We start from the raw sequence: 20,704 nt of genomic DNA, 5'->3' as shown, positions 1-20,704 counted from the left end.
TCGCGTGATCCCGGTGAGTGCCGGACCCAACGCGTTCGGCAGCGGTTAACAACAGACTTGGATATCTCGAAGATGCACCAGGCGAGTTGCGACTCGCCTTTTTTATTGCGCGGCGGCAGGAGAAACGAAGGCCGCGTCGGCTGGGGAACGGGCGCTGTGTTTTCGCATTCCGGTCGACCCTTTCGTCCGGACGAATGCGGGTTTAGAATGTGCGACAGTCGAAAATCTGCGTTTGAAGTGGAGACCGGCCGGGGGCGACCGTTTAAGTGGCGCCTATGCGGACAATGCCCCTACAAGAGGCGTTGGCATCGCCTCGATGTTATTCGGCGCCGGTCGATACCGGGATTCGGCGGCACGCCTCAGCTTCAAGGGACACCCATGAAAGATGAGGGTTCAACGGTGAACAAGCACTCAAGAATGGGCATCGGCCTGCTTGGCCGCATTGGTGTGGTCCTGGTCGCTTCGGCCTGCGTGTCTCTCGCATCCCCCGGGATGGCGGCGGAAGACGCTCCGAAAAGCGTCGCCCTCGAGGTCCGATGCGGAGACGAGGACTGCTCCATCACCTGCAACGGCAAGACCCTGATGCGTTATCGCAAGGCGGTCGGTGTGCCCAAGGCCTATGTCGCCGAGTTGGCTCCGCCTTCCGGTCGCAACATCTTGCGAGATTCGCCCGCGGATCACAAGCACCATCACGGCCTGATGTTCGCCGTAGGCGTGGACGGTGTGGATTATTGGGCGGAATTCGCGGATTCGGGGCGACAGATCGAGGCGGGCGACTTTCAGGCCTCCGCCGCCGCGGATGACAAGGTCGCGACGGTCACGTTGGGGCACACCTTGAATTGGACAACGCCGGAGGGCAAGCGGCAACTCATCGAGCGGCGCCGACTCCGCGTGCGATATTCCTCGCAGGTGCCTCAGGCCGTCCTGCTGTTGTGGCGATTCGATCTAAGCCCCGCCGAGGGCGCGGAATCCGTCCAGCTTTGGGGCCGGGAGTATTTCGGCCTGGGAATTCGTTTCTTAGCGGCCTTGGACGGAGGGAACGATTTCCGTAACGCGGCGGGCGGACGCGGCGTGGAAGGCACCGACAAAGCATCCGCCGAATGGTGTGCCTATACTGCGGAACTCGACGGCAAGCCTGTTACCGCGGTATTGTACGACTTGCCGGGCAATCCGCGGTCGCCGGCCAAGTGGTTTACCATGACGCAGGGATTCACGTATATTTCCGCCACGCTGGGCCTGGCCGAAGAACCCCTGACGGTCACGTCTCGAGAATCCCCACTGATCCTGCGCTACGGAGTCGCCGTGTTTGACGGCGCGGCGAGCGACGCTCAAATCCGGGCCGCCTACGACGAACTGAAAAAGATGGCGAAAGAAGCGCCTTGACCGCCGGCGCGACCGTCGCCGGGCGAAGCCAGGCGATCCTTCATACCGCCCACTTGCGTTAGGGCTTGCAAACTCGCATATTGTAGGAACGATCGACGGGGCGATTGCCCAAAGGTCCGTTTCGGCAGCACGCGCGAAAGAGTCGTGAACCGGTACCGACGGTGTCAGGGGTAGGTCCTCTCGTCTCCACGATTCCATTTGCTTGAACGAGGCAAACGATGTCCCAGAATCCAACCAAAAAGCCGCTTCCGGAATTTCGACACTTGGACGTGTACGAGGTCGATGACGTGACGGTGGTCCACTTCAAGGATCAGAGGATTCTCGAGGACTTGGCCATCCAGGAATTGGGACAGGAGCTTTTCTACCTGGTGGACGTGGAGCACCGCAAGAAATTGCTCCTCAACTTCGCCAACGTGAACTTTCTCTCCAGCGGCGCGTTGGGAAAACTCAACTCTCTCGAAAAGAAGATTCGCAGCCTGGGGGGAGTTGTGAAATTGTGCAGCATTCAGCCGACCATTTACAAGGTCTTTGAGATCACCCGTTTCAACACCATCTTCGAAATCTTCAAGTCCGAAGCGGATGCCCTGGCCTCGTTCTGACGGTTGCAGATCCGGGGCGGACGCGTCTTTCGTCGACCGTCTTTCGGATCGTCGCTCGTTCGCGGGGAGGGAGGGGCAATTCGATCAGGGTTGCGGCACGGGCCTATTCGCCGCGAGCGGTTGTCCGGCCTTTTGGGGATCGAACAGAGGGTCTTGTTGCGTCTGCGAGAGGCGGATGACGAGGAGCTTTTGTTCGCGTTTTCCGCTTTGCGTGGTGGTGAGGAAGTAATCGCCCAAGCTTCCTCGTCGATCCGGCAGGCAACTGACCAGCAGCATATCGCCGGGGCTCATTGTCGCCTCGCAGGCTAGCTCTTCCAGTATCTGCCGATCGCGGCGCGATTCCAGGCGGAGCACGCCTTGGCCGCCGACGGGTTGCAGGTGCGGATCGCCGTGATGGATCTCGGGGACCATCCGCAGGCGAATGCGACCGTCCTTTTCGGCCGAGCAGGTCAGGGCGAACATGCCCTGCGCCTTTTCGACGCTGCACCCCACCAACTTCCCTTTGTCTCGCCGGAAAAACGGCAATTCGTCGTAGGTCTCGGAGGCAATGACCTCCACGCGGTTGCCCAATTTGGTTTGGATGTGCCGGCGCACCGGCGCCTCTTCGTCCGTCAAGCTCTCGACGTCATTGTCCTTGGTCTCTTCGAAAACCAAAGGCGACGCCTCGTCGCTAACGCGCATCAGTTCGGCCAATTCCGGGGGGATTTGTCCGGAGAGCAAGCCCACCCGAAATCCCGCCCAACTCCAGCGGTCCCGGACCTCGCGGGCAAATCGTTGTTCGTCGGCCTGGCGCCAAATCGCATCGACCTTGGCGGCGTCGTTGGCGGGAATGCGAAGAAAGAAAATGTCCAAGACCACGCTCTGCGGCGACATCTTGGGGGGCAAGAGCGGCGACTTGCCTTCCAGTCGCAGCGTCGTGCATCCGCAGACGGCGAGCCAGACCGCGGCCAAGGCGGGGGCAATCCATCTCGTATTGAAGGCGGCGGATGGAGTCACGGTGCAAGGCGGTTTCAACGCGGCGCGTATTCTTTGCAACGGCGTTCGGCTGTGTCGGAAACGCGTCGGTTCGCAGGTCGTCCGCGGGCAAGGCGAAGCGGCGCACGGCGGTTTCGCACCGTCGGCCCGACCCGGCGCATGGACCGCGGTTTCCCAACTCGGTCGAGAAAATTACCGAAGCCTCCCAATTATGTCAACGGCTATCGACTGCCCGTAACATCACCGTCGGCCGAGATCTCCGCGCCGCCGCCCTTTCCGGTATCTTGTCGCCGGAGATGGGACGGTTGGTTGCGCCCGCCCGGTTTTACGATTCGGTGCAAGCCTCGCAGTCGGCCTTCATCAGGATTGACAATCGCCGTCGTTCGTTTCACCATGACCGTAGCGAAACGGGGATCATGCGCGTCGCAGCAGTCCGCCGAAGCGATAACGACGGCGTGTGATTGCGTTTTGCTTAGCGGATTTGGCGAACCGGCCCGGCGCTGTGGAGGATAGGGGATGAAAGACGCACGTCGTTTCCGGATCGGTCGCCTGCTGCCGGGGCTTCTGGCAGGATGGTTGGTCGGGTGCGCGCAGGGGTTGGCTGAGGAGGTGGCAAACGAGTCGGGCGAAGTCGTTGCCGTGAATACGAGCATTCAGGCCGACGTGCCGCTCGAGATATCGTTTCCCCCGCGCGAGGCGAAATACGTCCGCGTTTTCATCGAGAGAAGCGCCGGCGGTCAGCCCTGTATCGACGAACTGGAAGTGTATACCGAAGGGGCCCAAAACCTTGCCGCGGCGGCGCTGGGTGGCGTGGCGGCGGCATCGTCCTGTTTGCCCGGCTATGCCATTCATCAAATCCCTCATTTGAATGACGGCCTGTACGGCAACGCCCATAGCTGGATCGCGGCGACCGACCAAGAAGAATGGGCGCAAGTCGAGTTGCCGGGCAGGCCGGTCGTTTCCAAGGTGGTGGTTTCCCGGGATCGCGAGGGCGTTTATCACGATCGCCTACCGTCGGAGTTCCGAATTGAGACCTCTTTGGACGGCCAACAGTGGACGACGGCGGCAAGAGTTCATGCCCGCCCCGTGGTGCCTCCGCCGCGCGACTGGCAATACTCGGGAAGCCATCCCCTGTCCAAGGAGTGGACCTGGCCCGAATTGCTTCGGTACGCCTTCGAGTGCGAGCGAGACTCTTGGCGCGGCATGTCCGCCGACGATCATCTGTCGCCGTTGCGAACCGATCGCCCTGCGGAACCGGGCGGACCCGGCTATTGGGCGCGCATTGCCCGACTCGATCCGCTCGATCGTACGCTGACTCTATTCGCGGAGATGATTGCGCGACTGGAGGAGAAGGGGGTGGACGTCGCGGAGGAACGCGGGGAACTGCAACGACTGGAAGCCGGCCGCGATGCATGGAAAGCGACGGACGACCGAGAAGAGGACGCGTACAACCGCCTCTATTACGACGCGAGATCGGCCAAGCGGCGGTTGATGTTTCGCGATCCGGACCTGGCGGGGCTGAGCAGCATTCTGTTCGTGAAACGTTATCCTTATTGGTCCTCGCACAACTACAGCGACGTCTTGGATTCTCAGTTTCGGCCGGGCGGCGGGGTGTTCGTCTTGCGCATTCCTCGCGTGGACGGTCGTTATGTGCCGGAGGCGGCACATTTGCAAATGCTGTTCGACGCATCCGATGGGATCGCGCGCGACCCCGTCGCCGATTTCGCGGCCCGGCGCATCTATTTCGCCTATCGCCCGGACCGCAGTCCCGTCGAAGGCTGGCTCCCTTACTGGCACCTCATGTCCGTGAACGCCGACGGGGCCGACTTGCGGCGTTTGACCGACGGGCCGTACCACGATTACTATCCGTGTCCGCTACCCGACGGCGGCCTGGCGTTCATTTCGACGCGAGTCGAGGCTCGCTTTTTGTGCTGGCGTCCCCAAGCCTTCGTTCTGTACCGCATGAATGCCGACGGCAGCGACATCCGCCCGCTCTCGCACGCCAATTTGAGCGAGTGGACGCCCACGGTCATGCGGGACGGTCGCATTCTTTGGACGCGCTCCGAGTACGTCGATAAGGGCGCGGATTTCGGCCACACGTTATGGGCGATTCACCCCGACGGTACCCACCCGGAATTGGTCTTCGGCAACAACACGCCCAATTGCTACATCAACGGGCACGAGGTTCCAGACAGCGAGGAAATCGTGTGCACGCTGTTCTCGCACGGCGGGGACCATAACGGTCCGATTGGGCTGATCCAGCGTCCGCGGTCTCCCTTCGACACGACGGCGGTGACGAATATCACGCCGGACGTGGCGCCGCGCTACAACATGAATTGGCCCCGCTACGAGTGTTTTCGGGATCCGGCCCCGATCTCGCGGGATTACTTCCTGGCGGCCCACGTACCCGGCGAACGATTCGGGCTGTACCTCATCGATCGCTATGGGAATCGCGAGTTGCTCTACTTGGATCGCGAGATCGACGCCATGTCGCCGACGCCCTTGCGCCCCCGTCCCAGACCCCCGATCCTACCTTCGTCCTTGGATGCGGACCTCGCGGCGCGGGGCAAGGCCGTGCTTTCGCTGGCGGACGTGTATCAGGGGCTTTTGCCCCATGTTCAGCGGGGCCAGGTGAAATACCTCCGCGTGTGCGAGGAGGTGCGTTCGGAGCTGGATCACCTGTCCGACGGGCAATGCCGCTGGGATCACGAGGATTTTCAGGACTGGTATGCTACGCCGACGCATCTGGTCCGCGGGCCGAACGGTTGGCCGAGCTACGTGGCCAAGGCGACATGGGGGCTGGTCCCCGTTCATGAGGACGGTTCGGCAACCTTCGAGGTCCCCGCCGGCAAGGTCTTGTATTTCCAGGTCTTGGACGCGGAATACAACGAACTGCAACGCATGCGAAGCGTGCTGCAACTCCAACCGGGAGAATACCGCAGTTGCGTCGGGTGCCACGAGAACCGTCGCGCGGCCCCCGTCCCGGAGATGAAGGCGGGGGCGCGACCGGATGTCGCGGTCGTCCAACCGCCGCCGTGGGGCGCCGGGCCGTTCTCCTACGAAAAGGTCGTGCAACCTGTTTGGGATCGGAATTGCGTGCGCTGCCACAACGCGACGGACGAACGCGGGCTCAACCTGGGCGGCGACCTCGACCCCGACAAGGTTCCCGCCTCCTACCGCACGCTCATCACAGGCGGTTGGGTGCACTATTTCGACTACACATGGAACCTCCGCCATCACAAGGCCGATCCTCTGACGTTCGGCACCGTTCGCAGTAAGCTGTGGAGCGTCCTCGACGCAGGACACCACGAAGTGTCGTTGACGGAGGCGGAAAAGCGGGCCGTCAAGTGCTGGATCGACCTGAACTGTCCGCTGTGGCCCGACTATCGTTATCGCCCCGATCGGCCCGCTTCGTCGCGGAACTTGGCGGCACACTGAACGCGGCGTGCCGTGCGTCGAGCGTCGGTCGTATTGGTCCTGGAAGATCGGCCTTGGCGGTGTGCGGTTGCAGGGTCATGCAGGCAACTTGAGCACGCGCCGCAAGACGGGTTCCAAGGTATCGGCCATCCGCATCATGCCCAGGTCGGAGGGGTGCGAACCGTCGATCGTGGCCTCGTCGTCATCGCCCAGCAGATGCTCGCCTTCTACATACTCCAGACCGGTGACGCCCGCCTCGAGCAGGCGGCGGTAGGCTGCCCGAAATGCGGCGCGACTCGTATCGTTGCGCGACCTTCGCTCGGGCAAGATCCATGAATTACCGTAGGTGCGATCCTCGATCAGGACGATCGGCACGTTGGGCCGTGCTCCGCGAAGTTTCTTGACGAAAGTTTCCGCCCTTTCTTCGATTTCGGGCGCCGTCAGATTCGGCAGACAATCGATGCAGTAGACGGCGGCATCGAGTTCGGCCAGCAAGTCGGCCAATTCCGGTTCCATCTTGCCGTTTCCGGAAAATCCGAGATTGACGTGAGGAAGGCCGAGTCTGCGGCCCAGACTCGCCGGAAACGCCATGCCCGGCCTTCCGGCGCACGCTCCATGGGCAATGGACGTGCCGTAATAGGCCAAGAGGCCGGTTTGTCGCGGCGGGATCGGTTCGAACGCGGTTCCCGGCGCGACCCCGACTTGCAACGATTCGACGCCGTTGTATAGCGGCAGGTAAAGGGCGTACTCTCTCCGCCCCGGACGCAGGTTCGCCGCCAGGGTGATTTCCACCTCCTGCCGGGTCGGTTGTGCGACGGCGACCCAGCGCATACGTCCTGCTTCATCCGCGGCATACAAATCCAGTCCGCTTACCCCCGTGGCGGCCATGTGCGGCATGGCCAAATTGGAAGAGAGGAGCGAATACCCGGCCCGAATGACCGCGGAATCCGTGGCGAAGCGGACGCACATGCCTGCCGAGTGTCGGCTAAGGTTCCAGACGGCGGGGCGAACCATGGCCTCGGCTTTGGCGGGAAGGCGGTCGAAGTATCGGGCCGTATCATTCCAGCCGCGACCTTCGATTCCCCACTCGCGGACGTCGTGCCATTGGGTGCCGTCTTGTTCGGCGGTCGTCGAAGCGGCGGAGAAGGCGATTCGCGGCAGGCCCAGCATGGTGAACACGGCACCGCTTGCCGCGACACTGATAGCTTCTCGACGCGTGGGTCGAAGAGAACGCATGATGGTTTCTCCCGTTCTAACTGGTGATGTAAAGGCATTCGGCAGAGTTGACTTCCTGTTTCCGGACAACCAAGCGTTGACGATGCCGGATCGCGTCCGGTCATTGCTGGTCCGCGGCGGTCGCGGCCTGTTGTGCTTGATGCTTCGCCCAACTCGCGTACCAGGGCAGAGGCGTGTACTTTCGGGCAAAGATGTGCCGCAATTGGCCGAGTCCCCAAACCTCCCGTTGGAGACGCTCTTGAGCATCCCAAAAGCGATCGACGAGTGCCAGTCGCGCCGGCGTCCAATCGTTCTCCGCCGCGATTTGGGTGTGAAGGCTGAAAAGCTCGCTCTTGCGTAGCCACTGTTCGAGTCGCCACGGGTCGTCCGACGGTCGCTTTGCCGGCGGTACCGTCCGTGCCGCTTGATCGGCATCCCTCTGGAAGGGCAATCCCCATGGCCTGAGCCAATCGGCCCAAGCAGCGGCGGTCGCCTCTTCGGCGCCGAAGTAGCGCCGGGCGTAGGCCTTCAAGACCTCGTCGGCGGAGGCGTATTCGCCCGACCCGAGACCTGCCAGCAGAGCCTTATTGACGTCGTCGAAGACGCCTTCCGAGTAGGCCATCACGCCGGTGCATCCGCTTGCGACCAAATCGCGGACGGTCTTCTCCAGTCGATTCGGCGCGACGACCGGACCGAAGTGCCCGTACACGTCGCGAGGTTGGGCCTGATCCGCGTAGCCGATGTGAACGAACGCGGATCTTTCGCATCCCCGCGGCAACGGCACGTCGGCGGTGACGGTGTTTCCGTAGGGAATATGGAGATACATCCGGCGGACGCCGCCCGGCATGTGTTCATCAGCCCACTCCGCGAACATACGATGCTCTTCCGGTTCCCACCACCAACCGATCATGTGAAGTTCTACGCCCGGATGATAGCGCTCGGCAACGGCGTGAATTTCTTGGGAGAGTTGGGCAAAGGTCAAAATCCACGGGCGGCAGCGATCGCAACCACATCCGCCGAAGTCGTAAGGGGCCGTCACCACCGCCGAAAGACGGACGCCCGCGGCGGCGAAATCGCGAAATAAGTCTTCGTAATCGGCCAAGATGATACGCCGGGCCTCAGGGTTGGAGGGGCAAATCAACTGCCCGAAAATGCGCCCGCCTTGCACCGCCGCCAAGTCTTCGCGGCACTGGTCCACGTACACATGATTCGGCGTGATGATGAGGTCGCAAGCGAATCCCAAAGACTGCGCGGCCTGATAATTGGCCTTCTTGCGTTCCCACATGGCGTGCGCCAGTTGATAGAGGTTATTCCGGGCGAAGGGATCGGAGCAATCCTCCATGTCGAACCAGTCGCCGTACCGGTTGAAGCCCCAGGCCCGGGCTTCGGCCAGCAGACGCCGCATTTCGTTGGTCCCCATGACTTCGTAGCTATTTCCGAAATGCCCCGGCGCGTAGAGGGCGCGAACGGCAAAGGCGGCACCGGTCGGAGATGTTTCCTCGGCGATCCCGAAGGACGCGAGGCCCATTCCCAATCCGACAAGCCCCGCCAGACAAAAAGCTCTCAGATACGCCGTGCGTGGTTCGCGCGTCATGGCTATGGATCCTGAATGGGAAGCCGAGCATCCCAGAGTTTTTACGGTCATTCGGCCGACCGTGCCCGTATGTTATCGCGGTGCCAGCGAGGGATCAACGCGCTTACGTGTGACCATGCAATCGCAGGAAGACCGATGGCGGGCGGCACGCGGCGCGGTACCTCTTGTCCGACGCGGCGACATCCGGCAGCGCTCTGCGTTGAGGTTGCCCTGCTTTGCCCGCGACACCCGGCGGCGTCCACTTCAGTGTTGAGCGGCGTGCCGGTACATTGGAGGGAATAAGGCCGATTTAGGGGCGACGGCGGCGGTTGGTGAAGACGTGCAATCGCTCGGGTTTGTCGTGAAAGGGGCGATCGCGGCGGTCGATTACCGCAACTCGAACTGCTGTGAGCGTTTCCCACAAGATTGGACGGGAAGCGTGGACGCCGGCGCGGTCCGGCGGGTGTTGTGCATGCCATGAACGAAGACTCCGTGCAGCATCGCCTGGAGCGCAATCGCGACACCGTATTGCAACGGATCGAGCGTGCGGCGGCGCGAAGCGGTCGATCGCCGGATTCCGTTCGCTTGATCGCCGTCACCAAATATGTCCCCGTGGAAATAGCCGCCCGTTTGGCGGCGATGGGTCAGCGCGACTTGGGTGAGAGTCGTCCTCAGCAACTTTGGGAGCGGGCGGAGGTTCTCGCCGATTCCGCGGTGGTGTGGCACCTCATCGGCCCGTTGCAGAAGAATAAGATTCGCAAGACGCTGAAATACGCGTCATGGATTCACTCGGTGGAGTCCTGGGAATTGCTGGCCGCAGTGGACCGAATCGCCGCCGAGCAGGGCTTGCGCCCGGCCGTACTCCTAGAGGTCAACACTTCGCAAAACCCGGCCAAACACGGTTTCCAACCGGACGCGCTGCTTGCCTCGGCGGATCGCCTGACGCAGTTTGAGCACGTGGCGATTCGCGGTCTGATGTGCATGGCGGGTTGGGAAGGTGATTTGGAGGGGGCTCGACGCGATTTTCAAAGCCTGCGTCAATTGCAGGATCGATTGCGGAGGCAACTCCCGAATACGTTCGCACTCGAAGACCTCTCCATGGGTATGAGCGGCGACTTCGAAATCGCCGTCGAAGAGGGGGCGACCATGGTCCGGGTGGGATCGCTGCTCTTCGAAGGCATCGAACCGGATGCGACTGAGGCGTAACGACGAGGGGCGTTGTCATCGTCCGGACGAACCCGGCAACTTCCGCATGGGAAAAGGCTTGCCGCGAGATGACTTTTTGGGAATTCGGCGATGAAGGTCTCGTGCTGCGGGTGCGGGTTCACCCGAGTGCTCGCCGCAACGAGGTCCGCGGCGTTCACGGTGATGAGCTTTCGATTGCGGTGACGCAGGCGCCCGAGAAGGGAAAGGCCAACAAAGCCGTGGTGGAACTGCTCGCGAAAACGCTGAGCGTCAAGCGTTCCCAAGTGGAGCTTGTGAGCGGCGCCACGGCGTCGTCCAAGCGGCTTGTCGTTCGCGGCCTGAATGAGAACGAGTGGAAAGAGCGGTTGCGGGGCCTGCTTTTGACAGCCGAGTGACGAAGCGAAAAAAGCGACGCGCCGCGAGGTCCGCGGATGAGCGGACGGCCCCCGCGGTTGCGCACCAAGCATGAAGAGCACGAGGAAACGAATCGAAATGAGTGAAGCGTACGAGAAACGCGAGGGAGAGGCCGCCGCGGATCGCCCTTTGGCCGTGGTGTTCGACATGGACGGCTTGATGTTCAACACGGAGGACATTTATTTCCTAGTGGGCGACGAACTTCTCAAGCGGCGTGGTCGCCGTTTCTCTCGCGAATTGAGCGACGCGATGATGGGGCGACCGCCCCTGGCCAGCTTCGAAATCATGATCGAGTGGCATCGTTTGTCCGATTCACCGGAGAGCTTGGTGGGCGAATCGGAAGACCTTTTCATCGAGATGATTCAAGGTCGAATTCAACCGATGCCCGGCCTGTTGGAGCTGTTGGACGCACTGGAGCGTCACGACATCCCAAAGGCGATCGCGACGAGCAGCAGTCGGCGAACGTTGCGGGCGGTGCTGGGGTGCTTTAACATGGAGCCAAGGTTTCATTTCACCTTGACTGCCGACGATATCACGCACGGAAAGCCCCACCCGGAAATCTACCTGCTTGCCGCCGAAAAGTTCGGCATTCCGCCGGGTCGAATGGTTGTCTTGGAGGACAGCGAAAACGGTTGTCGCGCCGCCGCCGCCGCGGGAGCATGGACCGTCGCGGTGCCGGCGCCGCACAGCGCGCGCCACGACTTCGGTGCGGCCCGCATGCGGATCGCAGGGTTGACCGATCCGAAGCTGTACGAATTATTGAATCTTCCCCTCCCGGAGATCGCTTCGAGGTCCCGGGAGGCTTGAGGCCGCTGCTTTGGGTGACGCTTTTACGACCGGGAGATCAGGTCCGATGAATTACCGGAACGCTTTGTCGCGGATCGTTTGGGGAATCGTCGGCGTCGCTCTTGTTGGGATGGCGGCATCGCCCCGGGGCGCGACGGCCGAAAAGCCGGACTGGCTGACGGATGCCGAGAAACGCATCGAGGCATGCCGCAAAGGCGATTTCGAAGTCACCGTGCTGGACGAGGGGCGTCCGGTGGTGGGAGTCAAGGTGGTTGCCGAGCAGGTGCGCCACGATTTTCTGTTCGGGTGCAACATCTTCCAATGGGGCCGCATCTCGGATCCTGAATTGCAAGAGGCCTACCTGCGTCGTTTCACCGACCTCTTGAACTACGCCACGGCCCCGTTCTATTGGCCTTCCTACGAATCCGAGCAAGGCAAACCGAACCACGACTACACGGAGAGGTTGGCCCGTTGGTGCAAGGAGCACGGGGTCGCTGTGAAAGGCCATCCGTTGGCTTGGAACTTCGCGGATCCTCGTTGGTTGCCGGACGATCCGCAGGAGATCTATCGCTTGCAAATCGACCGCATCACCGACTGCGTGTCGCGATTTCGCGGACTGATCGATCGCTGGGACGTGGTCAACGAAGTGACGCACTTCGATCGAGAGCAGTTTGCCCGCCGTGCGCCGAAGATGACACGGATGTGGAGCGAGGTCGGCCAGGTCGAGTTCGCGCGGCGATGCTTCATGGCCGCGCGGTCGGCGAATCCGGAGGCCGTGTTGTTGATCAACGATTACCGAACCGACCCGGCTTACGCCGAGTTCATCGAGAAGCTTGTGGACGATCAGGGCAAGCGACTCTACGACGTGATCGGCATTCAAAGCCACATGCACTCCGGCGTGTGGCCGAATGAGCAGATTCGAACGGTCTGCGAGCGATTCGCGAGATTCGGCGTTCCGCTCCACTTTACCGAAATGACCATCGTGTCGGGAGCGTCCGGATGGGAGCGACCGCGGCCTTGGCCCACCACGCCCGAAGGAGAAGAGCGGCAGGCGCGGGAGGTGACGCGATTCTACACGATGTTGTTCGCCGAACCGGCGGTCGAGGCGATTACTTGGTGGGATTTCTCGGACTACCATGCCTGGCAGGGCGCGCCCGCCGGTCTGGTCCGCGAGGATATGTCGCCCAAGCCCGCCTACGAAGCCCTTTTGCGACTCGTCAAGGGCGAGTGGTGGTCGCGCGGCGAGTATCAAAGCGATGAGAACGGCAAGATTCGCGGGCGGGTCTTCTACGGAGAACACCGCTTTACCGTCGAGCTTGCGGATGGACGGCGGACCGAAGTCGTGCTGCACGTCGCCAAGGGTGCTCCCAACGTCTTCCAAATCCGTTTGGCACCCCAATGAAGCGCCCTTGAGACGCAATGGCGCGACCCTTCAACCGGCGGGCGAGACGCGTGCCCGCCGGCAGAGATCGATTAGCTCGTCCAGTCGCCGCCGCACTTCTTCGAAGGGCGATTCCTGCCGGATTGCCTGCTCGACCGCTGCCGCCGCCGCCGTCACGCTGCCGAATCCGTAGCTCCCCGCCGCCCCCTTGAGCTGGTGGGCCGATCGCCGCAGCTCATCCCACTTCTCTTCTTTCAAGAGGTCCTCGAAGGTCGAGATGCGGGCGGGCATTTCGTCCACGAAAAGTTGGATCAAGTCCCGCAGTTCCGGATCTTCCCCGATCTCTGAGTAGATCCACCGGGATTCCTTGGCGAGGCTGGCTTCCATCATGAAAACGCCTTTCTCTTGGCTTGTCGAAAGAAACGAACCACAACCCTGCGGTTGCGGGGCATTCGTCCTGGTCCTGTATAAAACCTAGCACATGAAAACTTTTGGGATATGTGGGTTGTTGGGATCGAATGCGTTGACAAAAGGCCGTGGATGTTCTCAGTAATATAGGTCGAGTGAGAGATCGGACGTGGCTGAGATAAAATAATGTGGCGTTAACGATGAGGTTGGCGGAGTGGGCTAAAGATGGTCTGGTCCAGGTTGCGGGACCGTTTCGATGGGGCGGAGTCGCCGGAACACTCCATGCCGGGGCATCCAATCGTTACGGTCGGCAGAATCCGAATTGGTAAACAACCAAGCTTTGGGATTTCTGGGTTAACCGGGCAAAAACTATCGCTTGCGTGGTCGATATAAGCTAACAGGTATTGTGAAGGATGCGTTCCTTCGGCAGGTTTTGTCGGTCCCCGACGTCCATTAGTTTAAGGAGAGGTGTTCCATGAGGCGTAATGCTTTGTTGGGTGTGTTGGCCGTTGCGGCCATGATTTCTTTGGCGGGTTGGAAGTCCGCGGATGCGGGCTTGTTCCACAAGCACCATGCTTGTTGTGCCCCGGCCTGTGCGCCGGCTTGTGAGAAGCCCGCTTGCGAACCGGCCTGCGAACCGGCTTGCCAACCCGTCTGCCGTCCCAGCCTGTGCGATCGGATTCGCGCTCGTCGCGCCGCGAAGGCCTGCTGCGCCACCGCTTGCGAACCGGCCTGCGAGAAGCCCGCTTGCGAACCGGCCTGCGAACCGGCTTGCCAACCCGTCTGCCGTCCCAGCCTGTGCGATCGGATTCGCGCTCGTCGCGCCGCGAAGGCCTGCTGCGCCACCGCTTGCCAACCGGCTTGCGAAAAGCCCGCTTGCGAACCGGCCTGCGAACCGGCTTGCCAACCCGTCTGCCGTCCCAGCCTGTGCGATCGGATTCGCGCTCGTCGCGCGGCGAAGGCCTGCTGCGTTACGGCTTGCGAACCGGCCTGCGCCCCGGCAGCCCCTGCGTGCGGTTGCGCCAAGTAAGCCGATCGATTTGCAGTCGTGAATCGCTAACTCGAGAATTACATCCGACGGAATGATATACGGCCTGACCGCATCGCTCCCAAATGCGGTCAGGTCTCACCGTTTCTTGATGGTCGGGCCGACCTCTCGGCAGTCGCGGCAACCTTGCGGCCTTGGGCTTCGGCGTCCCATCGCCGGGCGCGGAATGGCCCCGTTCCTTGAGCGACCTTGTCATTCCCAGTCGATCAGATTGCGGCTTTCCAGCAGAAAGAAGCTGACGTGGCCCGTCGGGTCTTCACCTTGGAACAGCATGTGGAACGTCCTCGGTCCGCTCAAGTTCTCCAGTACCACCGGTGCCCCAAAGCGTCGCTCGGACTCGGGGAAGACCTTCACGCGGCAAAGGCCCATCTTTTCCCAGTGAAGCAGATCGTCGCTCACGGCGTAAGCGATTTTCTGGTAGCGAAGACCGGCGGAATACAACATGAACCAACGGTCTTCCCGGCGAAGCACCCAATTGTTCTCGTTTCCATCCGGTTGTTCAAAGGGCCGATCGGCCGGGATGACGGGACGGTCCGGCGAAAGGTCCGTCCAATTCTTGAGGTCGTCGCTGACGGCCAGGCCGATCAGGTTGTGGCCGGATTGCCGACCCCAACGCGTCGAGCCTGTGTAAAAGAGGTAGTAACGCCCCTGCCAGGGAACGAGGAGCGGGTCGATCGTCCGTCCGTCGATGTTCCACTTGTTCTCCGGGCCCGTGTTGAAGATGTGTTCCGGTTCCGACCAGTGGATCAGGTCCCGAGAACGTGCGATGCACAGATAGTGCGGAAACTGGGCGTATTGTTGGTAACACAGGATCCATTCGTCGCCGACGCGGATTACGTTGCCGGGCGAGGCGTAGCCGCCGGGTGAGATCAACCGGATCGGTTCGAATTCCAAGAAATCCTCCGTCGCGGATTGGCCGATGTGCCACGTCACCTTCTTCGGATCGTAATAGGTAAACCAAAGATGGACCTTACCCTCGTGAACCAAGGCGGCGGGATCGCGCAGGTGAATGTCCGGCAGACGCCAAACCGGGTTGCGGATCGCCTCGTAGCGGAATTTGGGTAACGCCTGCGAATCGGGGGGAGATGCGTCCGCTCTCGCCGCGGAATGATTTCCCAAGAGCATGGCGGCGACGGCCCAACTTGTATGCCGCAGGTGTTCCCGTCGTGTCCATAATGACTGCATAGTCCCATCCCTCAATGAAACTGAAGATTCCGGAGCGATAGCCCGCCGAAGGAACCCGCGCCGATTTGGGCGACGCGGTTGAGGCCGTCGCTGAGACGGTCGTGTGACGGTTCCGCCATGGTAACATCACCGCGCGGTCACGTCACCCGCGGGCGCCGAGGAGGACGTGGAGTCGGCAAGAGGGGCGGAAACAAATTGTCCCTCATCCGCGGCGATGGTTCGGGACGGCCATCCGATGAGGCTTGAGGCAGAAAGCCGGAGTTCCGCTTCGGCGGCAAGCTCTCCCTGCGGACTTGCGGGACGCGGATGGCCCCGAAATCGCGCCGCATGCCGTCGCCTTGAGCGGATGGGGAGGGATTCGAACCCCCGGTACCCGAACGGGTACAGCAGTTTTCAAGACTGCCGCCTTAGACCACTCGGCCACCCATCCTCATTGAGAGCAGGCCGTGCTCTCCGTCATTCTATCACCACGGCTACGAGGTCCCAACGCGGAAAGCAGGTTACCGCCAAGCCGTTTAGCGGACGCATCCCCGGCGCTGACCTCGCGGAAGTCGTCGCAACGGTGTTTCTCCCGCCACCGTACGCGATTGCAGTCCAGAGTTGCCGCCGCCAACCGAGTCGCTTTGATCGGGATTCGCGAAAACGGCAATCGGACCGCCTTTTGGGCAAGATAGCAAAACCGCCGGCCGACCAACAAGGGGGCGGGAAGCGCGGCGAGACGGCTTCCGGCCGGTATTATGGCCGCTCCAGCTTCGTTTTCAACCGCTCGAAGGCCGCGTGCTCCAGCGGCGGTAGGACTTCCTTGCGGAGATCGTAGACCCGCCTTGCGGTTTCCCACTCGCGGGTGGCGCCCACCGTGTCTCCCTGGGAGTCCAATGCCATCACCAGGTGCAAGTAATTCAAAGGCTCCGGCGACTCGTTTACGGCCCGGCGAGCGAATTTCAGGGCCGTCTCGGCGCGTCCTCGTCGCAATTCAATCAGAGCGCGGGTGTCCAGAATGTTCGACCGCGGGCCGAGCACTTCTTCGGCTTGGTCCACAAGGCTTTCCGCTTCGCGAAGATTCCTCTCTATTTCCTGAGGAGAGTCGAGTTCCGCGGCGGCCAAGACGTAGGCCAAGTTGTTTTGCACGGCGGCCCTTTCCATGTCGCGGAGGTCTTGACGTTCTAGAAGTTCGCGATAGACGGGCGCCGCATCCTGATGCCGTCCCGTTAGGTGCAGGAAATTGCCGCGAGTAAGGAGCCATGCCCGAGTGCGACCGGATGCCTTTTCCGCCGCTTGCATCATTTCCTCCACGGCGGCGATGCGTTCCGGCGTACAATCCTCGCGGCGGTCGCGCAAGATGCCGACGGCGGCGGATGCTGCGGAGTCGGGAGCGACCGTCTGCAACGCGGAACGGCAAAGTGCCAGGGCTTCGTCGGTTCGCCCTCGCCTCCCCAGGAACCCCGCCAACCCCAAGACCGCTTGAGGTTGCGATGCAACCAGTGACTGCCATCGGCTTTCGGCCTCTTGATAAAGCCCCAGTTCCTCAAACCACTGTAACACAAGGGTTATCGGCGGTCGGGGACGGGAATCGTCTCCCCTCGGCAGAAGACCGGCAAGCAAGCGAGCGGCTTCCGACAAGTCTCCCTCGCGCGCCGCCAAGCGAGCCTTCAATTCGTCGGCGGTCCAGGGAGACGGCGCGAGCGTCTCCAGGTCTTGCAACAAGGGACGAATCTCACCGGCGGGGGAGTCATGTTCGATCAGCTTGCGGATGTAGAATTCGAGGTGCCTGCCGGACCTTGCCCGCGGGCGGAAAAGCTCGGCAAGCCGCGCTCGGGCGTCGGGCCATCGCCCTAACGACTCCAGCGCCACGGCCCATTGGAACCGGTCCTCGATCGGCAGCGTCGCGCCCGCTTGGGCTTCCTTTTCGTAAGCCGTCACGGCCTGATTCCGGAGCGATTTTTCCGGCCTTGCCGCCGTGAGGCGGATTTTCAGGAAGCGATCCAAGGCGGCGTCGTTTTCGCGGAGGTTTTGGTCCAGTAGATCTAGAGCGCGGCGGAAGTTTCGGTAATCGCCGTCGGCGGCAAGGAGTTGCGCCAAATTGCGGCGTGCGTTGCGGATGATCCCCTGAGATTCGGGCGAGGGATCGCTCGCGGCGGCAAGCTCTTCCAAAACGCGTCGCCCGTCCTCCCATCGCCGGGTGCGAATGAGAAAGCCGGCCCATTCCAATATCGGCCCCGGGTCGAGTGGGGCGACCTCCAGGGCGCGTTGGTAAGACTTTTCCGCGGACTGCGTATCGCCCACGGTCTCATAACCCAGCCCCAGGGCGCAGTAGCCTGCCGCACCTCGCAGACGTCCCCCCGCTTCCTGAAGGACTTGCAATGCTGCGTCCTTCTTCCCGCGAACGACGGCAAGGGAGATCAGGGAAAGGTACGGCGCGGGCCAGTCGGGGGCCAGGGCGACGGCAGCGCGAAGTTTTTGCTCGGCCTCGTCCAAGCGGTTAGCCATAGTCAACAGGCGAGCCTGCCACATGTACTCGATGGGATCCGGCGAACTCGCTGCATCCTGCTCAGACGCCGCGATCGCCTCGTCGATCTTGCCTTCTCGCACGAGTAGCTCGGCTTGAATGCGACGCAATTCGGGCCGTTGGCGGTCCGGTTTTATGGAGGACAGCACCGCCTCGGCCTCGTCCTCTCGACCGGTCAAAAACAGTAATTGAACGAGTTGCGCCGTCTGCCCTTCCGTGGCCAGTCCTCGGGCATGCAAGTCTTGCAAGATTCGGATTGCGGAATCCCAGCGGCCTTGGAGCACGGCAAGCTCGGCACGCAATCGAGAAAACTCACTCCAGCCCGCGCGGGCGCGCTCGGCGGCGTTCAGCTTTTCGTCAGCCTTCCGCAGTAAATCGCGGCGACGGTCGGGCGAGACGCCCTCCTTGGTTGCCGAAGCGATTTCGTAAGCCGCCTCCGCGAAGATCGTCTCGGGCCTATCGGGTGCCGCGGCGCGGAGCGCGGATAGCTGCTTCTGCATCTCAGCATCGTCACCTCGGGCGCGGGCGAGTTCGAACAAGAGGCGGCGACTCTCGACGTCTTGGGCGTCCGAATTCGCAAGGCGGGTCCACAATTCCGCGGCGCCCGCGGCGTCGTTCCGTTTCAAATAAGCAGCGGCGACGGCGCGCAATACGAAGTCTCGGCCCGGTTCTTCCAAGGTTTCAGCCGCCCGGCGGGCCTCCGCGAGCATCGTCAAGCCCGCGTCTCGGTCGCCTGCGCGCGACGCCGTGCGAATCAGCAGCAAGACGGCCTCGGGCGCCTTGGGAAATTTCCTCACGACTTCTCGCGCCGTCGCTGCGGCGGCCTGGGAGTCGCCCGACAAGACTTGAACATCGACCTTGGCGGACCACAGCCCCAGAGCATCCCCCTGTTGGGCGAGTGCTTGATCCAGCATGGCCTCCGCGCCCGCCGTGTCTCCCGCCGCCGCCTTCAACCGCGCCTCCGACGAGATTCGCTGCCACGCGGGAAGTCGATCGGGATAACGTTGAATCAGGTCTTCCGCCTCGGACCGAGCCTTGTTGCCGCCCGTTCCCGACACCGCGGCTTGCACCATAACCTCCAGATAGTCCGCCGCCGCTCCAGGCGTGGAGAGCAATCTATCAACGCCCAACTCCTGAGCCAGGCGCCGCAGTTCGGCGGAGGCGCGATCGAATTCTCCAAGCCGGGCGAGGATTTGGGCATAAGCCAGACGCGCCTTGCGCGAGTCGGGCGACTCTTGAAGCAGGGAGCCCAACACCTCGGCGGAACGCTCCCACTGCCGCAACTCGAGATAGACTTGGGAAAGCGCCAGGGCGACCTCGGCCTTCCACGGGTCGCCGCGCCGCGACCGTTGCAATAGAGCCTCCAAACCCTGCGCCGCAGGGCGAAGATCGCCTTCGGCGGCCTGCAATCGCAGCGTGAACAAATCGATCCAATCCGGCGAGAACGAAGCCGCCCGCATGCGGTCCAAGACCTGCTTCGCGGTTGTCAAGTCCGGCGGAATCCGGTCCAGGCAGACTTGGAACCACTCCGCCAATCGGGCCGGTTCTTGCTCCGACAGCTTTGCGAGCACGGTTTGCAGGGTTGCGAAATCCCCCTTTGCGGCGGCAACGCGGCGGCGAATCTCCAAAACGTCGGAGTCCTCGGCATCCGAGGGCGGCGTGGCCGTCAGGTGGGATTCCGCCGCTTCGGCGTCCCCCTTTTCCAGGGCCAAGTCGGCGGCGGCGATTCGCACGGCGACGTTGTTGGGGGCAAGCTCCAAGCCGCGCGCGACGTCTGTTTCCGCGAGTTGCAACGATTCGGCGGCCTCTTGCGGATTGCGCGTGTTGCGACGGAGCCAAAGGCGAAACCGAGCGCGTTGCGCATACGCCGCGGGATCGTCGCCGCAATTCCGGCCCAATTCCGCCAGCACCTCTTCGGCGGCGGTCGCATCCCCGATCGTGGGTCGACGGTAGCATTGCGCCAGCAAGATGTAGGCGGCGACGTTCCGCGGGTCCGCAGCAATCGCTTCCCGCAGAACCTTGACGGCATCTTGATACAGCGATTGCGCGGCCAAGCATTGGGCCCAATGGAGTCGGGCATCCGAATCGTCGGGCGTTAGCTGGGCCGCGGCTCGCCATGCTTCAGCGGCCTCCGACCAGCGCTGCAAACGTTCGGCGAATTCGGCCAACCGGCGTTGCAAGCGGCCGTCCTTCGGGGATTTCGAGACGGCACGATTGAGGATTTGGTAGGCGTTCCATTGCAGTTGGGAATTGCCGGGCGACGCGGCGGCCTGCGCGGCCACCGCCGAAGCCAAGCGATTCAAAGTCTCCGTGTCGTCCGGGGCCTGGCGAAGATAGGCGTCGTAACCGCGGACCGCCTCCCGTAGCGATGCTAGATAGGCCTCGCGGTCTCCTTTGGACCGAGCGACTTCGGCCGCAGCCTCCGCTTGTTCGGCTCGTTCACGAATCTTGTGCAACGTGGACCGGATTTGACGGGCGTGCAACCACGGGATGAGTAGCCCAAGGGCCGCCAGAACGACAATGAGAATCGCCCAAGCCCGCCAATTAGGCTTCCACTTTGCCGGACGATCGGATTCTGTCACACACCACCCCCTTGGCGGAAGGCTAACCGCCCCTGCCTTGCCGTTGC

14 protein-coding genes and 1 tRNA gene are annotated in these 20,704 nt (G+C 62.3%); 7 read left to right on the top strand and 8 right to left on the bottom strand.

Annotated elements, in window-relative coordinates; translation table 11 throughout:
* Positions 1-399 precede the first annotated feature (399 nt).
* Both ACYQ6J_RS10715 and ACYQ6J_RS10710 read left to right on the top strand, forming a co-directional pair.
* Positions 400-1,383, top strand: coding sequence for a DUF6807 family protein (locus tag ACYQ6J_RS10715; RefSeq protein ID WP_460184178.1), 984 nt, complete (start codon positions 400-402; stop codon positions 1,381-1,383).
* Between the two features lie 218 nt (positions 1,384-1,601).
* The gene (locus tag ACYQ6J_RS10710; RefSeq protein WP_460184177.1) at positions 1,602-1,982 is read left to right on the top strand and encodes an STAS domain-containing protein; all 381 of its coding nucleotides are present in this window, start codon (positions 1,602-1,604) and stop codon (positions 1,980-1,982) included.
* An 84-nt stretch (positions 1,983-2,066) separates the two neighbouring features.
* Here ACYQ6J_RS10710 and ACYQ6J_RS10705 read toward each other — a convergent pair whose 3' ends face one another.
* Positions 2,067-2,978: a hypothetical protein gene (locus ACYQ6J_RS10705; protein WP_460184176.1), complete on the bottom strand. Its 912-nt coding sequence runs from the start codon at positions 2,976-2,978 to the stop codon at positions 2,067-2,069.
* Between the two features lie 495 nt (positions 2,979-3,473).
* Between ACYQ6J_RS10705 and ACYQ6J_RS10700 the strand changes: the two genes are divergently transcribed.
* Positions 3,474-6,395: an HzsA-related protein gene (locus ACYQ6J_RS10700; RefSeq protein WP_460184175.1), complete on the top strand. Its 2,922-nt coding sequence runs from the start codon at positions 3,474-3,476 to the stop codon at positions 6,393-6,395.
* A 75-nt stretch (positions 6,396-6,470) separates the two neighbouring features.
* Here the strand turns inward: ACYQ6J_RS10700 and ACYQ6J_RS10695 are convergent, their stop codons facing one another.
* Positions 6,471-7,610 carry an SGNH/GDSL hydrolase family protein gene (locus ACYQ6J_RS10695; RefSeq protein ID WP_460184174.1) on the bottom strand — a complete coding sequence of 380 codons (1,140 nt, stop codon included), beginning with the start codon at positions 7,608-7,610 and terminating at the stop codon, positions 6,471-6,473.
* A 100-nt stretch (positions 7,611-7,710) separates the two neighbouring features.
* A complete protein-coding gene (locus ACYQ6J_RS10690) occupies positions 7,711-9,183 on the bottom strand; it encodes a hypothetical protein (RefSeq protein ID WP_460184173.1) in 1,473 nt (490 codons plus the stop codon).
* Positions 9,184-9,639: 456 nt separating this feature from the next.
* On the opposite strand from ACYQ6J_RS10690, the gene ACYQ6J_RS10685 reads away from it, so the two are divergent.
* The 4 genes from ACYQ6J_RS10685 (at position 9,640) to ACYQ6J_RS10670 (ending at position 12,949) form a co-directional block, all read left to right on the top strand.
* Positions 9,640-10,368: a YggS family pyridoxal phosphate-dependent enzyme gene (locus ACYQ6J_RS10685; protein WP_460184172.1), complete on the top strand. Its 729-nt coding sequence runs from the start codon at positions 9,640-9,642 to the stop codon at positions 10,366-10,368.
* A 68-nt stretch (positions 10,369-10,436) separates the two neighbouring features.
* Positions 10,437-10,742, top strand: a complete 306-nt coding sequence (locus ACYQ6J_RS10680) for a DUF167 domain-containing protein (protein ID WP_460184171.1) — start codon at positions 10,437-10,439, stop codon at positions 10,740-10,742.
* A gap of 97 nt (positions 10,743-10,839) precedes the next feature.
* Positions 10,840-11,568 carry an HAD family hydrolase gene (locus ACYQ6J_RS10675; RefSeq protein ID WP_460184170.1) on the top strand — a complete coding sequence of 243 codons (729 nt, stop codon included), beginning with the start codon at positions 10,840-10,842 and terminating at the stop codon, positions 11,566-11,568.
* Between the two features lie 46 nt (positions 11,569-11,614).
* On the top strand, positions 11,615-12,949 hold the full coding sequence (locus ACYQ6J_RS10670) for an endo-1,4-beta-xylanase (RefSeq protein WP_460184169.1): 1,335 nt from the start codon (positions 11,615-11,617) through the stop codon (positions 12,947-12,949).
* A 30-nt stretch (positions 12,950-12,979) separates the two neighbouring features.
* Here ACYQ6J_RS10670 and ACYQ6J_RS10665 read toward each other — a convergent pair whose 3' ends face one another.
* The 5 genes from ACYQ6J_RS10665 to ACYQ6J_RS10645 all read right to left on the bottom strand — a co-directional run bounded on the left by ACYQ6J_RS10665 (position 12,980) and on the right by ACYQ6J_RS10645 (position 20,657).
* Complete coding sequence (locus ACYQ6J_RS10665) at positions 12,980-13,318, bottom strand: Hpt domain-containing protein (protein WP_460184168.1); 339 nt, start codon at positions 13,316-13,318, stop codon at positions 12,980-12,982.
* Between the two features lie 471 nt (positions 13,319-13,789).
* Complete coding sequence (locus tag ACYQ6J_RS10660) at positions 13,790-14,362, bottom strand: hypothetical protein (RefSeq protein WP_460184167.1); 573 nt, start codon at positions 14,360-14,362, stop codon at positions 13,790-13,792.
* Positions 14,363-14,576: 214 nt separating this feature from the next.
* Positions 14,577-15,569, bottom strand: a complete 993-nt coding sequence (locus ACYQ6J_RS10655; protein WP_460184166.1) for a family 43 glycosylhydrolase — start codon at positions 15,567-15,569, stop codon at positions 14,577-14,579.
* A 343-nt stretch (positions 15,570-15,912) separates the two neighbouring features.
* Positions 15,913-15,999 (bottom strand) — tRNA-Ser (locus ACYQ6J_RS10650).
* A 305-nt stretch (positions 16,000-16,304) separates the two neighbouring features.
* The gene (locus tag ACYQ6J_RS10645) at positions 16,305-20,657 is read right to left on the bottom strand and encodes a tetratricopeptide repeat protein (protein ID WP_460184165.1); all 4,353 of its coding nucleotides are present in this window, start codon (positions 20,655-20,657) and stop codon (positions 16,305-16,307) included.
* Positions 20,658-20,704 lie beyond the last annotated feature (47 nt).

It is taken from the genome of Thermopirellula anaerolimosa (assembly GCF_054657335.1).
This window is presented reverse-complemented; position numbering and strand designations above follow the sequence as displayed.